This window comes from Methylobacterium sp. UNCCL125, assembly GCF_900116795.1.
Classification (GTDB): domain Bacteria; phylum Pseudomonadota; class Alphaproteobacteria; order Rhizobiales; family Beijerinckiaceae; genus Methylobacterium; species Methylobacterium fujisawaense.
Map to the genome: position 1 here is coordinate 124,748 of NZ_FPBW01000021.1, position 13,579 is coordinate 138,326.

The 13,579-nt window shown below is 70.4% G+C and carries 14 protein-coding genes; 8 read left to right on the forward strand and 6 right to left on the reverse strand.

The window, feature by feature from the left end; translation table 11 throughout:
* Positions 1-111: 111 nt before the first annotated feature.
* Genes BM396_RS21390 through BM396_RS21400 form a run of 3 tightly spaced genes read right to left on the reverse strand, consistent with a single transcriptional unit; the run spans position 112 to position 2,186 of the window.
* Positions 112-744, reverse strand: coding sequence for a TPM domain-containing protein (locus tag BM396_RS21390; protein ID WP_043352558.1), 633 nt, complete (start codon positions 742-744; stop codon positions 112-114).
* The gene (locus BM396_RS21395) at positions 734-1,528 is read right to left on the reverse strand and encodes a TPM domain-containing protein (protein ID WP_043385303.1); all 795 of its coding nucleotides are present in this window, start codon (positions 1,526-1,528) and stop codon (positions 734-736) included. Before BM396_RS21395 ends, BM396_RS21390 begins: the two co-directional genes overlap by 11 nt.
* A gap of 22 nt (positions 1,529-1,550) precedes the next feature.
* Complete coding sequence (locus BM396_RS21400; RefSeq protein ID WP_043352562.1) at positions 1,551-2,186, reverse strand: LemA family protein; 636 nt, start codon at positions 2,184-2,186, stop codon at positions 1,551-1,553.
* Between the two features lie 226 nt (positions 2,187-2,412).
* Here BM396_RS21400 and BM396_RS21405 point away from each other — a divergent pair, with 226 nt between their 5' ends.
* The 5 genes from BM396_RS21405 (at position 2,413) to BM396_RS21425 (ending at position 7,572) form a co-directional block, all read left to right on the forward strand.
* Positions 2,413-2,787: a hypothetical protein gene (locus BM396_RS21405; RefSeq protein WP_043385305.1), complete on the forward strand. Its 375-nt coding sequence runs from the start codon at positions 2,413-2,415 to the stop codon at positions 2,785-2,787.
* A gap of 27 nt (positions 2,788-2,814) precedes the next feature.
* The gene (locus BM396_RS21410) at positions 2,815-3,735 is read left to right on the forward strand and encodes a LysR substrate-binding domain-containing protein (protein WP_043352554.1); all 921 of its coding nucleotides are present in this window, start codon (positions 2,815-2,817) and stop codon (positions 3,733-3,735) included.
* A gap of 100 nt (positions 3,736-3,835) precedes the next feature.
* Positions 3,836-5,029: a CaiB/BaiF CoA transferase family protein gene (locus BM396_RS21415; RefSeq protein ID WP_043352553.1), complete on the forward strand. Its 1,194-nt coding sequence runs from the start codon at positions 3,836-3,838 to the stop codon at positions 5,027-5,029.
* 5 nt (positions 5,030-5,034) lie between these two features.
* The gene (locus tag BM396_RS21420) at positions 5,035-5,961 is read left to right on the forward strand and encodes a hydroxymethylglutaryl-CoA lyase (protein WP_043385330.1); all 927 of its coding nucleotides are present in this window, start codon (positions 5,035-5,037) and stop codon (positions 5,959-5,961) included.
* Between the two features lie 282 nt (positions 5,962-6,243).
* Positions 6,244-7,572: an MFS transporter gene (locus BM396_RS21425; RefSeq protein ID WP_043352551.1), complete on the forward strand. Its 1,329-nt coding sequence runs from the start codon at positions 6,244-6,246 to the stop codon at positions 7,570-7,572.
* A 32-nt stretch (positions 7,573-7,604) separates the two neighbouring features.
* Here BM396_RS21425 and BM396_RS33430 read toward each other — a convergent pair whose 3' ends face one another.
* Complete coding sequence (locus BM396_RS33430) at positions 7,605-7,952, reverse strand: helix-turn-helix domain-containing protein (protein ID WP_051976161.1); 348 nt, start codon at positions 7,950-7,952, stop codon at positions 7,605-7,607.
* A gap of 35 nt (positions 7,953-7,987) precedes the next feature.
* On the reverse strand, positions 7,988-8,182 hold the full coding sequence (locus BM396_RS33435) for a hypothetical protein (protein ID WP_051976162.1): 195 nt from the start codon (positions 8,180-8,182) through the stop codon (positions 7,988-7,990).
* A gap of 565 nt (positions 8,183-8,747) precedes the next feature.
* Here BM396_RS33435 and BM396_RS21440 point away from each other — a divergent pair.
* Both BM396_RS21440 and BM396_RS21445 read left to right on the forward strand, forming a co-directional pair.
* Positions 8,748-9,122 (forward strand): Ros/MucR family transcriptional regulator, encoded by a 375-nt coding sequence (locus BM396_RS21440; RefSeq protein WP_269466598.1) that lies wholly within the window; start codon positions 8,748-8,750, stop codon positions 9,120-9,122.
* 3 nt (positions 9,123-9,125) lie between these two features.
* Complete coding sequence (locus BM396_RS21445) at positions 9,126-9,374, forward strand: hypothetical protein (protein WP_043385309.1); 249 nt, start codon at positions 9,126-9,128, stop codon at positions 9,372-9,374.
* Between the two features lie 79 nt (positions 9,375-9,453).
* Here BM396_RS21445 and BM396_RS21450 read toward each other — a convergent pair whose 3' ends face one another.
* Positions 9,454-11,082, reverse strand: a complete 1,629-nt coding sequence (locus BM396_RS21450) for an inorganic phosphate transporter (RefSeq protein WP_043385312.1) — start codon at positions 11,080-11,082, stop codon at positions 9,454-9,456.
* A 431-nt stretch (positions 11,083-11,513) separates the two neighbouring features.
* Between BM396_RS21450 and BM396_RS33705 the strand changes: the two genes are divergently transcribed.
* A partial coding sequence (locus BM396_RS33705; protein ID WP_091994945.1) for a phosphatase PAP2 family protein occupies positions 11,514-13,579 on the forward strand: 2,066 nt, incomplete at its 3' end.

Genomic DNA, 13,579 nt, shown 5'->3' on the forward strand with positions numbered 1-13,579 from the left:
GGCCGAACAACCGCGCAAGATCCGAATGTCGGATGCCACGAGGCGCGCGCGGCCTGTCCAAGGCAGGGGCGCACCGGCCGTGGCGGCCATCCTCGGCGGACCGGAAAGCCGTCAGTCGACCACGACCACCCGGTTCGGCAACTCGTCCGGGTCGCCGGGCTCCGCGGGGAGATGTTCCGCCAGGCAGGCGCCGACACGCTCGACCGCCGCCGTCAGGCCATCCTCGACGGCGCCGCGACCGAGGGCCGGGACCAGCTCGGCGAGGATCCCGTCCCAGGCGGTGGGCGGGATCTCCCGGAGGACGCCGAGATCGGTGACGATCTCCGCGTGCCGCTCGGCGAGCGACAGGTAGAGCAGTACGCCGGTGCGGCGGCGTGTCAGGCTCAGGCCCCGGGACCAGAAGGCCCGGCGGGCGGCCTCCCGGGCGCGGGCCCGGCGCAGCTGGCGCGGCACGAGGGCCATGCGCAGCCGCTCGTTCTGGCTTGCGACAAGGATCGCGGCCACGAGGGCCGCCTGCGCCAGCAGGATCGACGCTGCGCTCCAGGCCGTCAGGGCGATCAGCGGCCAGGGCAGGAGCAGCGCCGCCGCCAGGGTCGCGAGCAGGATCACGGAGCGATAGGCGCCGGCGCGCCGGCTGACCATCACGACGATCTCGCCGGATGTCCCGGCTTCCGCCCGGGCCACCGCGCGGGCGAGTCGCGCCCGCGCCTCCGACGTCAGAACATCCGCGCGTCTACCAGTCACCGGAGGCTCCTCCGCCGCCCGACGAGCCGCCGCCGCCGGAAAAACCACCGTCGAAACCCCCCGACGATCCGCTGTCCGAGAAGCCGCCGCCCCATCCGCCCGAGCCGGGGCCCGGCAGGATGACGAGGCCGCCGCCCCGCCCCGTCCTGCCGCCCCGGCTCATGCGCCAAGCGACGAAGAGCACGATCAGGAACAGGGCGATGAAGACCGCGACCTGGGCGGGATCGACCTCGTCGGCCCGCACCTGCGGCTTGCGTTGCCATTCCTGCGCGTCGCCCGACAGGATCGACAGGATGCCGTCGACGCCGGCATTGAGGCCGCCGAAATAATCGCCGGTCTTGAAGCGCGGGGTGATGGCGCTGGCGATGATGACCTTGGACAGGGCGTCGGTCAGCGCCCCCTCCAGGCCGTAGCCGACCTCGATCCGGACCTTCCGCTCGCTCGGCGCCACGAGCAGCAGGACGCCGTTGTTGGTCTTGGCCTGCCCGAGCTTCCAGTCCCGGAACAGGCGGTTGGCGTAATCCTCGACGGTCGTGCCCTGCAGGTTCGGAACCGTTGCAACGACCACTTGGTCCGAGGTCTTGTCCTCGTGCGCCTTCAGCTTGGCGTCCAGCGTGCCGCGCTGCTCCGGGGTGAGGATGCCGGCCGCGTCGATCACGCGGCCGGTCAGCGCCGGGAAGGTCAGCTCGGCCGCCAGCGCCCCGATCGCGTAGACCGTCAGGCAGGCTGCCAGGACGGCGAGCGACAGGGCGAGGCGCGCCCGGACGGGCATGGTCCGCCCCATGGTCCGCCCCCTGTGCCGCACCCTAGAACTTCACGTTCGGCGGCCGGTCGGCGTTCGGCGTCGCCGTGAAGGTCTCCATCGGCTTGGCGTCGGGATACAGGATCGCCGCGATCCAGCGGCCCGGGATCGTGCGCACCTCGGTGTTGTAGGCCTGGACGGCGGTGATGTAGTCGCGCCGTGCCACCGCGATGCGGTTCTCCGTGCCCTCGAGCTGGGATTGCAGGGCGAGGAAGTTCTGGTTCGACTTGAGGTCGGGATACTTCTCCACCGTCACCAGCAGGCGGCCGAGCGCCCCAGAGAGCTGGTTCTGGGCGTCCTGATACTCCTTGAACTTCTGCGGATCGCTGACCGTGGAGGCGTCGACCTTCACGCTGGAGGCCTTGGCGCGGGCCTCGGTGACCCCGATCAGCACGTCCTTCTCCTGCTGGGCGTAGCCCTTCACGGTCTCGACGAGGTTGGGGATCAGGTCGGCCCGGCGCTGGTACTGGTTCTGCACCTCGCTCCAGGCGGATTTGGCCTGCTCCTGCAGCGTCGGCACCCGGTTGACCGCCCCGCAGCCGGAGAGGCCCGCGGCCACCAGGATCACCGAGAGCACGCCGAAAAGGCGCGCCGCAGGCGATGTCCGGCGCCCCGCACCGGCCGTCAGCGTCGTTCCCATATCGTCCCCCATCTGCCGGCCGAGACTCGGCCGCTTGATCACGAACACGAGAGATAAGCGCCGGAACCGCCAAGGTAAGGTCCCCGCGTCCTCGGCCTTGTAGGATTGTGGTGTTGCCCGGTAAGGGCGTCGGCAACGGACCGGGTCGGCGCACGTTCGGACCTCGGGTCGATCATTGGGTCGATCATCGGGTGGACCCATCGGCGCGGCGCCGCGGAGACCGGGAATGGATGCAGCACTCGCCGATCATGTCCGGGCCGCCAGCGCCGCCGCGCGGCGCCACGCCCTGGCGTACCGGGCGCCCTCCGGCAAGGACGCGCTGCCCTGGTCGATCATCGAGGCGTTCGACGCCCGGGTCCGCGGCCACCTCGCCCGCGACCCACGGATCGAGGACGAACGCGACCGGGTCCTGATCGCCGCGGTGAAGCTTGCCGAGACGCCGGTCGAGGAGGGCGAGGAGAGCATCGCCGAGGCGCGCGCCCATCTCGTCGACGCGATCGACTACCTGGAACAGGCGGTGCTGCGGCTCGGCCTCGTCAACCGGGAGGGGGCCAAGGCCGGTCTCGGCACCTACGGCCAGCCGGTCGGATCCCGCGACTGACGGCACGCCTGACCGAGCCGTCACCGGATGTCCGCCGACCTGCCCGCGGCCGCAACCCTCAGCCGCCTCGACCTGAAGACCCTCCGGCTGTTCGCGGCCATCTGCGCAGAGGGGACGCTGAACGGCGCGGCCCGCCGGGCGGCGATCGCGCCCTCGGCGGTGAGCAAGCGCCTCGCCGAGCTGGAGCACGCGCTGGGCTGCACCCTGCTCACCCGCGAGCCGCGCGGCATGCGGCTCACGCCGGCGGGCGAGACCCTGCTGCACCACACCCGCCGGATGCTGGCGAGCGCCGAGCAGATCGCCCTGGAACTCGCCGAGCACGCCCGGGGCGTGCGCGGCTTCGTGCGGGTGCTCGCCAACCTCTCGGCCATCGTGGAATTCCTGCCCGAGGACCTGCAGGCCTTCCTGGCGGCGCAGGCCGGGATCCGGGTCGACCTCGAGGAGCGCCCGAGCGGCGGCGTCGTGGCCGGCGTCGAGGAGGGACTCGCCGATCTCGGCCTCTGTGCCGACAACACCGACACCCGCAGCCTCACCGCCTACCCGTACCGGAGCGACCGCCTCGTCCTGGTGATGCCCGTCGGGCATCCGTTGAGCCGCCGCGGCGCCGTCGCCCTGGCCGATACCCTCGACTACGACCATGTCGGGCTGCACGCGGAGAGTTCGATCTACGCCGCCCTGCGCGACGAGGCCCGGCGCCTCGGCCGGCCCCTGCGTCTGCGCATGCACGTCCCGAGCTTCGACGCCATCTGCCGGATGGCGCAGGTCGGCCTGGGTCTCGGGACCGTCCCGGAACATGTCTACGCCCTGCTCGGACCGCCGATGCGGCTCGCCGCGGTGCCGCTCACCGATCCCTGGGCGGCGCGCACGCTGCGCCTCGTGGTCCGGCCCGGACCGGTATCCCCGGCGGCGGCGCTCCTCTTGGACCATCTCCGGGCCGCCGGGCGCTGAGTCTGCGTTCTCCGCTCGCGAACGCACGATGATGCATGGCGTTTGGACTTCGCGGCGGGAACGGCCGTATTTTCCAGGCAACCAAAGATGGAGGAAAGCCGTGTCCGGTCCGCTCAGCGGTATCCGCGTTCTCGAGCTTGGTCAGCTGATCGCCGCGCCCTTCGCCACGCGGCTGATGGCCGAATTCGGCGCGGAGGTCATCAAGGTCGAACCCCCGGGTGAGGGTGATCCCCTCCGGAAGTGGCGCAAGATGCACGAGGGCACCTCGCTCTGGTGGTACCTGCAGTCGCGCAACAAGAAGTCGATCGCGGTCAATCTGAAGTCTCCGGACGGTCTCGACATCGTCAAGCAGCTCGCCAAGAGCGCCGATGTCGTGGTCGAGAACTTTCGGCCCGGCGGTCTGGAGAAGCTCGGGCTGGGCTGGGACGTGCTCTCGGCGCTCAACCCCAACCTCGTGATGGTCCGCATCTCGGGCTACGGCCAGACCGGGCCCTACCGCGACCGGCCCGGCTTCGGCGCCATCGGCGAGTCGATGGGCGGCATCCGCTTCACCACCGGCAGCCCGGAGGCTCCGCCGGCGCGGGTCGGCGTCAGCATCGGCGACACCCTGGCCTCGCTCCACGGCGTCATCGGCGCGCTGATGGCCCTGCTGCGGGTCAAGACCGGACAGGGCGCGGGCCAGGTCATCGACGTCTCGCTCGTCGAGAGCGTGTTCAACGTGATGGAGAGCCTCGTTCCCGAATACGACCTGCTGGGCGAGGTCCGCACCCGCACCGGCGGCGCCCTGCCGGGCATCACCCCGTCGAACACCTATCCGACGCGGGACGGCGGCTACGTGGTCATCGCCGGCAACAGCGACCCGATCTTCCGCCGCCTGATGACGGCGATCGGCCGGCCCGACCTCGCCGACGACCCGGCGCTCCGCAACAACGAGGGCCGCTCGCAGCAATCCGCGATGCTCGACGGCACCATCGCCGACTGGTCGAAGACCAAGACCGTCGAGGAGGCGCTCGCCGTCCTCGACGCCGCCGACGTGCCGGCCGGCCGGATCTACTCGGTGGCCGACATCGTGGCCGATCCGCACTACCAGGCGCGCGACATGATCCTGCAGGCGGAACTGCCCGGCGGGACCGCGGTGAAGATGCCCGGCATCGTGCCGAAGCTCTCCGACACGCCCGGCGAGGTCCGCTGGCAGGGGCCGGCGCTGGGCGCCCACACCGATTCCGTGCTCGCCGAGCTCGGTCTCGACCCGGCGCGCATCGCCGCGCTGCGCGAGAAGGGAGCCGTGGCATGACCGCTGTGTCGAGTGGCACCCTGATCGTCCAGGAGGTCGCCACCCGCGACGGCTTCCAGATCGAGCCGGTCTTCGTGCCGACGGCGGAGAAGATCCGCCTGATCGACGCCCTGGCGGCGGCCGGCTTCAGCCGGATCGAGGCCTCGTCCTTCGTCTCGCCGAAGGCCGTGCCGGCGCTCGCCGACGCGGCCGAGGTCTTTTCCGGGATCCGGCGTCGGCCCGGGACCGTCTACGTCGCCCTGGTGCCGAACCCGAAGGGCGCCGAGCGGGCGCTCGCCGCCAAGGTCGACGAGATCAACCTCGTCGCCTCGGTGAGCGAGACCCACAACCGCGCCAACATGGGCATGAGCCCGGCCGACTCGATCGCCGGCTTCGCCCGGATCATGGATTCGGTGCGCGGCGCCCCGGTCAGCACCAACGCCACGGTGGCGACCGCCTTCGGCTGCCCGTTCGAGGGCGACCAGCCGGTCGACAAGGTCGTCGCGCAAGTGGAGCGCTACCTGTCCCTCGGCATCGACGGGGTGACGCTGGCCGACACCACCGGCATGGCCAATCCCCGGCAGGTGGGCCGCCTCGTCGCGCGGGTCCTGCCGCTGGTCGGCCCCGGGCGCCTGACGCTCCATTTCCACAACACCCGCGGTCTCGGCCTCGCCAACGTGCTGGCCGCCTACGACGCGGGCGCCCGCCGCTTCGACGCGGCGCTCGGGGGCCTCGGCGGCTGCCCGTTCGCGCCCGGCGCCACCGGCAACATCTGCACCGAGGACCTCGTCAGCATGGCCCACGAGATGGGCGTGCCGACGGGCCTCGACCTTCCGGCGCTGATCGGCCTGTCGCGGGATCTGCCCCGCCTCGTCGGCCACGACGTGCCCGGCCAGGTCGCCAAGGCTGGACGCCCCTGCGATCTCCACCCGGCGCCGGCCAAGGCCGCCTGAGAGTGCGTTGACCCTGCGGCCGCGATCCCGCGCCACGCGAGGGAGATCCCGGTCGCGCCCTCATCCTGAGGTGCCGGAGCACAGCGGAGGCCTCGAAGGAGGTCTTCAGGCATCGCGCTTCGGACCGGAGGGCTCCTTCGAGACGGCTTCGCCGCACCTCAGGATGAGGGCGCGGGTTGGAGGCGCCCAGTCGAACAGGCTCTGAGCTCACCCGGGGCAAGCCGCCCGTCCGAAGGCGGCGCCCCCCACCACGTGTCCAAAAACAACAACACGGAGGAAACCATGACCGCAGCCCTGTCGGGTTCGCCGGCCGCCGTCGAGGCCGGTGCGGTGACGGAGACGAGCGTCGTCCGCAAGGTCGCGTGGCGGCTCATGCCGCTGATCATGATCTGCTACATGTTCGCGTTCTTCGACCGCATCAACATCAGCTTCGCCAAGTTCCAGCTCCAGAGCGACCTCGGCTTCAGCAACGTCGCCTACGGGCTCGGCGCGAGCATGTTCGTCGTCGGCTACGTGATCTTCGAGGTGCCCTCGAACCTGATGCTGTACCGGGTCGGGGCGCGCCGCTGGATCGCCCGGATCATGATCTCCTGGGGCATCGCCACCGCGCTGATGATCTTCATCCGAAGCGAGTGGCACTTCTACGCCCTGCGCTTCGTGATCGGCGCCATGGAGGCGGGTTTCGCGCCGGGCATCCTCTACTACCTGACCCTGTGGTTCCCGGCCTCGCATCGCGGGCGGATCACCAGCTTCATGTTCGTGGCCTCGGCCTTCTCGGGCATCTTCGGCGCGCCGGTGGCGGGCCTCATCCTCGGCGGCCTCAACGGCGTCGGCGGCCTCGCCGGCTGGCAATGGCTGTTCCTGGCGGGCGGCCTGCCCTGCCTCGTCCTCGGCCTGCTCGTGCTGACGCGCCTCGACGACCGGATCGCCGACGCCCGCTGGCTCTCGGAGCCCGAGAAGGCGCTCCTGTCCAGCCGCATCGCCCACCACAACCGCGAGATCGGCGACCATTCGCTCCTCGGGGCGATCCGGCAGCCGGGCTTCCTGATGATCGCGCTGATCTACTTCCTGCTCCAGATCGGCTCGTATGGCCTCAACTTCTGGGGGCCGGACCTGATCAAGACCGCGAGCGGCGGCCAGGCGGCCTCGGTGGGCTTCCTCACGGCGATTCCCTACATCTGCGGCGCGATCAGCATGGTCGTGATCGGGCGTCTCTCCGACGCCTCTGGCGAGCGGCCGAAATTCGTCGCGGGTCTCGCCATCACGGCGGCGCTCGGCTTCTTCGGCGCCGGCCTGTTCGACAAGCACATCGTGCCGCTGATGTTCGCCCTGGCCCTGCTGGGCGCCGGCATCGTCGCCTCGATCCCGACCTTCTGGACGCTGCCGGCCAAGCTCGTCACCGGCGTCGGCGCGGCGGGCGGGATCGCGCTGATCAACACGCTGGGCCAGTTCGGCGGCATCGTCAGCCCGGTGATGGTCGGCTGGGTGAAGGATCTGACCGGCTCGACGACGCCGGCCCTGTACGGCATCGGGGTGCTCTGCCTCGTCGCCGCCGGGCTCGCGCTCTTCGCCATGCCGGCGAGCCTGCGCCGGAGCGACAGGGCGGCCTGATCCGGCCGCATCGGGCGTCCCGGGCCGACGGGCTACGGGACGCCCACCAGGGCCGCCTGCCGATACGCGCGGGGCGCTGCCCCGTGGCGCTCCTTGAAGCGGCGGGCGAAGTGGGCTTGGCCGGCGAAGCCGCAGCCATAGGCGAGCAGGCCGATCGACAGGTGCGCGCAGGCCGGATCGGCCAGCCGCCGGGCGGCGGCTTCCAGATGGGCCTTGGCGCGCTGGACCACGACGCTGCCGTTGACGGGCTGGGGCACCTCCCGGGCCAGCGGCTCCGAGAGACCGGCGATGATCAAGTCGATGCCGATCTCCGTCATGCGCGCGGCTGCGGCTGCCCCGAGACGGTCGCGGACACGGATCAGCTCGCTGAAGACGCTCATTGCCAGGCTTGCGGATGCGCGATCGGCGCCGACGGTCAGGGCCGTGTAGAGCCGGGCCGGTCCGAGCCGCGCTCCAGACGGTCGCGCGGCACATCCAGGATCCGGCGACTGTCCGTCTCCGTCATCACCACCAGCGGCTGACGATCGACCACGACGAGGGAACCGACCTCCGCGCGTTCCCGCTTGGCCGCAAAGGGCTTTGCTTGGAGCGTCCGAAGCTCGACCGTCATGAGGGGGTCGGAGATGATCTCCCGTCACCGTCGGACGCTGTCCTGCGCTGGAAGACCGGCGGTTGAGAACAGAGTCTGCACGGATCGATCTCCGCGACACCGGGATGGGGTGTAAGAGGGCTGTCGGCTGCGGGACGTCGTCGGGCGGAGCAGATCCCGCACGCCGTGCCCGGACCCGGCAGACGGCACCGGTGAGCCGTCCCGGGCTGGAGCCCGACAGGCGGCTGCCGACGCCGAAAATGAGTTCGGATGCCGATCTTCGCGGCCGAAAACAGTGAATGCCGCGGTAACCAATTCGAGGATCGGTCGCCCTGCGCGACGGATCAAAAAACCTCGCGCTCACGGACAAACCCCGGCCCGCTCATATTGTATATTATCTGCAACCTCAAGAATTGGCGCGATATCAACTTGAGGTAGCAATTCTCCGGCCTTCGATCCGGCACACTGATCAACGTCTGCGGTCTCGGTTCACCCCGACCGGCAGTCGTGGATCAGGCGCATGGTGCCAGGCCTTTCAATGGTGATGTCTCCTATGGATAACCTCAGCGCAGCCCGTTCAACGTTCATGTTGGAGAAGGTCGGCGCCATCGTCGCCGCCTACGTCTCGCGCAACGCGATCGACGTCGGGGCCCTGCCGGCTCTCATCGACCAAGTGCATTCGGCGATCGCAGTCCTCCGCCGCGACCCGTCGGGTTCGGGGGCAGGCGGCCTGAGCCAGGAGCAGGTCGACGCCTCGATCCAGGAAGCGGGCCTGATCAGCTTCATCGACGGCCGCGCCTACCAGACCCTGAAGCGCCACCTGACCGCCCACGGCCTCACGCCCGAGCGGTACAGGGCCAAGTACGGCCTGCCGGCCGATTACCCGATGGTCGCCCCGGGCTATGCGGCCCGGCGTTCCGAGATCGCCCGGGCGATCCAGCTCGGCCACAAGGCGGGGTGAGTGATGGTGCCCGCCTCGTCCCCGGGTCCCGCCCGGACCCACAAGCCTCCCCCCGGGGCGGCCTCGAAGGATGCGCTGTATCGCATCGCCGGGATTCTCGACGTGCCGGTGGCGAGCTTCTTCCCGGATGCCGACCGGCCCGACGCGGCCATCGCCCAGGCGGCCGACCTCGTCTCGGCGTTCGTGGCGATCGAGAATCCGGCCGCGCGCCGGACCTGCCTGGCCTTCGTGCGGGCGATGGCGGGTTCCTGAGGGGGCCGACGGAAGCCGGAGACCGGGCTGCTCCCCATGGGATGACGCCCGGTCTCCGGCCAGCCGGCCAGACGCCGGATCAGAACATGTGGCGCAGGAGGTAGAACAGCACGGCCGCGAGGGTGATCGCCGCCGGCAGGGTCAGGATCCAGGCGAGTGCCATGTTGCGCACGGTGGCCATCTGCAGGCCCGAGCCGTTGGCCGCCATCGTCCCGGCGACACCGGATGACAGGATGTGGGTGGTCGAGACCGGCAGGCCGTAGAGTTCGGCCAGCCCGATCGTGCCGGCCGCGACGATCTCCGCCGAGGCACCCTGCGCGTAGGTCAGGTGGGTCTTGCCGATCTTCTCGCCCACCGTGACGACGATGCGTTTCCAGCCGACCATGGTGCCGAGGCCGAGGGCGAGGGCGACGCAGACCTTGACCCAGCCCGGGATGTAGCGCGTGCCGTCGTTGAGCAGGCCCGCGTAGCGCTTGAGGGTCGCCTTGTCGGCCTCCGAGAGATCGGCCCCGGAGCCCGGCAGCACGCGCACCGCGTCGGCGGCGAGGTACATGTCGCTGCGCAGGTTCTGGGTCTGGGCGGCCGGCACCGTGCGGATCGCGCCGTAATTCTTCACGCTGGCAGCAATGTCGTTCGCGAGCGCCGCCAGCGCGGCGTAGACGGGCGGCGCGTTCAGGTCCTTGGTCTTCAGCGCTTCCGTGACGGTCCGGCGCGCGGCGGCGGCGTCCGGCACCTCCGCGGCGGGCGCCCGGGCGGAGAACACCGCGCCCGCCGCCGTCGAAGCCTGCACGAAGGCGGGCGTCGTGTCGTCCGCCATGGTGCGGTTGAGCGCGTAGGCGGTGGGGGCGGCGCCGATCAGGATCAGCATGATCAGGCCCATGCCCTTCTGCCCGTCGTTGCCACCGTGGAAGAACGAGACCAGCGTGCAGGTGAGGATCAGCAGGCCGCGGATCCACAGGGGCGGCGGCGCTTCGCCCTTCGGCGCCGCGTAGAGATCCTTGCGGCGCACCGCGAATTTCAGGGCGAGCAGCAGCAGCGCCGCCAGCACGAAGCCGCAGATCGGCGAGAACAGCAGCGCCTTGAAGACGTTGAGGGCCTGGCTCCAGTCGACGCCCGCGGTGCCGTCGCCGCCGTTCATCAGCTGATTGGCGAGGCCGACGCCGAGCACCGAGCCGATCAGCGCGTGGGACGAGGAATTGGGCAGCCCGAACGCCCAGGTTCCGAGGTTCCAGAGGATCGCCGCCAGCAGCAGCGCGAAGATCATCGCGTAGCCCGCGTGCGAGCCGACATTGAGGATCAGTTCCACCGGCAGCAGCGTCACGATGGCGTAGGCCACGGCGCCCGAGGAGAGCATCACGCCGAGGAAGTTGAAGATGCCCGACCAGATCACCGCGACGAGCGGCGGCATCGAGTGGGTGTAGATCACCGTGGCGACCGCATTGGCGGTGTCGTGGAAGCCGTTCACGAACTCGAAGGCGAGGGCGATCAGCAAGGCGAGGCCGAGCAGCGCGAAGGCGCCGTAGGCGAGGGGCGCCTCGCCGACGGCGTTCATGTCCGCGATCAGGCTCACCACCGCGTAGCCGAGGCCCGCCACCAGCACGAGGAGGAAGGCGACCACCCCGCCGAGATGCAGTCCGTGGTCGAGGCGCGGGCCCCCTACCTGCCGGCCTGCGACCGCCCCCGACGGCGCCACGGCGGAATCGGACATGAACCCTCGCGCGGAATCATTCGTGATGGTGAGCCGGGATTAAAATGTGCCCGTGACGGTCGGGTGACGTCGATCCCGCGTCCAGCCTCGCGCAACGGCATCCGGCCGAAGCGATTTGCGGGATTTCGTCCCGTCCCCAGTGTCCGGGCCGTCCCAGTGTTCGGGCCGCCGAGGATGGGCGGTCTGTGCCGGGCCCGTTGCGATGACGGACGGCCATCGCCCCGATCCTCATGTCATGACGGCGCGCGCTGCAAGGTTAAGACGAAGATGAGTCATGATATGATTTGCGCCGGCAAAGTTTTGATCCTGTTGCTTACAGGATACAAATGTAAGCTTTTGGATTTGTGACTGGATTATGACGAAGGCGAGCGCGTAGAGTTCGCTAAATCTCCGGCTCGCAGGCTGAATCGCTGCGCGCTTTGGGGGTTGGCATGACATTTCGATATGGCGTCTCGATCGTGGCCTTGGCGGTCGCTGCCTTCGGACCGGGCGCGCAGGCACAGACGGCCAACACGACCGCTTCGGACGTCAACGTCCTCAATCTGCTGGCGCCGTACCTGACGCTCAATACGACGGCGACCGGTCAGCAGACGCTGCAGCTCAACCTGGCGCAGTCGATCGCGATCAACACCGCCGCGGGGCTCGCCCAGCAGCAGCTCGCGATCAGCGACAAGAACCTGCTGGGCTCGGCGCGCAACGACCTGTCCTCGGCCGGGCTCGGGACATACGGCGTGGCTGCAAATCTCGCGGGCGGCCTGCCGGCCCAGACGCCGATCAACGGCATCGTTCCGCAGCAGCTCGTCGGCGGCCTGGGTGCCCAGCTCGGCCCGATCTACCAGCGCGGGGTCGAGCAGGGCGCGAGCGGACCCCTGGGCAGCGTGGTCAATCTGCTGGCCGGTGCCTACGGTTTCACAGGCAACAACCTGGGCGTCGCCAAGAACTACTATGCCAACGGCGCGGCCAACAATCCGAGCGTGACCCCGGCCAACTACGTGGCGGTGCCGGCCGTGGCGCCGGCGGGCTACAGCCTGCCCATCGCCAACGGGCTGCCGAACACGACCAACAGCGTCTACGACCTCGCCTACGGCGTGACCAACACGCAAGCCGGCCAGGATGTCTACGGTTCCTCGCGGCCCGTCCAGGCGGCGCCGGCCCGGTTCAACACCTTCGACCCGACCGCGCTCAACGGCATCGCCACGAACCCGTCCTTTCCGAGCGGGCACACCACCTACGCGTTCACCGACGGCATCCTGCTCGCGATGCTGGTGCCGCAGCAGTACCAAAGCATGCTGGCCCGGGCGGCCGACTACGCCAACAGCCGCATCGTCCTGGGCGTGCACTACCCCCTGGACATCATCGGCGGACGGGCGCTCGCCACCTACGACCTCGCCCAGGCCTTCACCAACCCGGCCTATATCAACAACGCCGCGGTGACTGGCACGGCGATCAACCTGCCCGCCCAGTTCGTGGCGGCCCAGAGCCAGCTGCAGGCCTACCTCGCCGCCCAGTGCGGCAACACCGTCGCCGCCTGCGCGGGCAGCGCCGCCAACGCGGCCGGGAATCCCTACGTTCCGTCGGCCGGCAACCAGGCTGCCTACCAGCAACGCCTCACCTACGGCCTGCCGACCCTCAGCTTCGCCCAGGCGCCCCGCGAGGCCGCTCCCGCCGGCGGGCCGGACGCCTCGATCCTGCTCGCGCCGCTCTACGGCGGATCGACCGCCGCCGCGCGGACCCTCGCGCCCACCGGCGGCCTCTACGGCCAGCTCGCCACCAGCACGATCAACCAGATCCTGGTCAACACCGAGACCAACGCGCTGGCCGCCTTCTACGGCAGCCCCCTCAGCTACTGGAGCCGCCTCGACCTCTATGCGGCCGCCGGGTATTTCGGGAACGTCACCGGCACCCTGCGCATGGACGCCACCGACCGCCTCGGCATCGATGTCGGCATCGGACAGGGCGGCGCGCTCTACGCCAACGGCACCATCGCGGGGACTGTCTTCGTGGGCGCCGGCGGCCTGCTCGGCGGCTCCGGCACGGTGGGCGGGATCGGCGCGCTCTCGGGGGGCACGGTGGCGCCGGGCAATTCCATCGGCACGCTCACCGTCGCCGGCAATGCCGCCTTCGCGGCCGGCTCGACCTACCGGGTCGAGGCCAACGCCGCCGGCCAGGCCGACCGCATCGCCGCCACCGGCAGCGCCACCCTGTCGGGCGGCACCGTCCAGGTGCTGGCCGCCTCGGGCGCCTACAACCCGCGCACCACCTACACGATCCTCTCCGCCGCCGGCGGCGTCTCGGGCCAGTTCGCCGGCGTGACCGCGAACCTCGCCTTCCTCAGCCCGGGCCTGCGCTACCGGACCGACGCGGTCGACCTGACCCTCACCCGCAACGACGTGCCGTTCGCCGCGTCAGCCACCAGCCGCAACGGCATGGCGGCGGCCAACGCCGTCCAGGCGGCCGGCCCGGGCCGGCTCTTCGACGCGGCGGTCGCCTTCACCAC

What these genes read in the sequence shown, in the direction of transcription:
- BM396_RS21445 (WP_043385309.1), top strand. Translation starts at nt 9,126, where the DNA reads ATGGTGCCCGCCTCGTCCCCGGGTCCCGCCCGGACCCACAAGCCTCCC.
- BM396_RS21400 (WP_043352562.1), bottom strand. Translation starts at nt 2,186, where the DNA reads ATGGGAACGACGCTGACGGCCGGTGCGGGGCGCCGGACATCGCCTGCG.
- BM396_RS21395 (WP_043385303.1), bottom strand. Translation starts at nt 1,528, where the DNA reads ATGGGGCGGACCATGCCCGTCCGGGCGCGCCTCGCCCTGTCGCTCGCC.
- BM396_RS21450 (WP_043385312.1), bottom strand. Translation starts at nt 11,082, where the DNA reads ATGTCCGATTCCGCCGTGGCGCCGTCGGGGGCGGTCGCAGGCCGGCAG.
- BM396_RS21425 (WP_043352551.1), top strand. Translation starts at nt 6,244, where the DNA reads ATGACCGCAGCCCTGTCGGGTTCGCCGGCCGCCGTCGAGGCCGGTGCG.
- BM396_RS33430 (WP_051976161.1), bottom strand. Translation starts at nt 7,952, where the DNA reads ATGAGCGTCTTCAGCGAGCTGATCCGTGTCCGCGACCGTCTCGGGGCA.
- BM396_RS33435 (WP_051976162.1), bottom strand. Translation starts at nt 8,182, where the DNA reads ATGACGGTCGAGCTTCGGACGCTCCAAGCAAAGCCCTTTGCGGCCAAG.
- BM396_RS21405 (WP_043385305.1), top strand. Translation starts at nt 2,413, where the DNA reads ATGGATGCAGCACTCGCCGATCATGTCCGGGCCGCCAGCGCCGCCGCG.
- BM396_RS21440 (WP_269466598.1), top strand. Translation starts at nt 8,748, where the DNA reads ATGTTGGAGAAGGTCGGCGCCATCGTCGCCGCCTACGTCTCGCGCAAC.
- BM396_RS21410 (WP_043352554.1), top strand. Translation starts at nt 2,815, where the DNA reads ATGTCCGCCGACCTGCCCGCGGCCGCAACCCTCAGCCGCCTCGACCTG.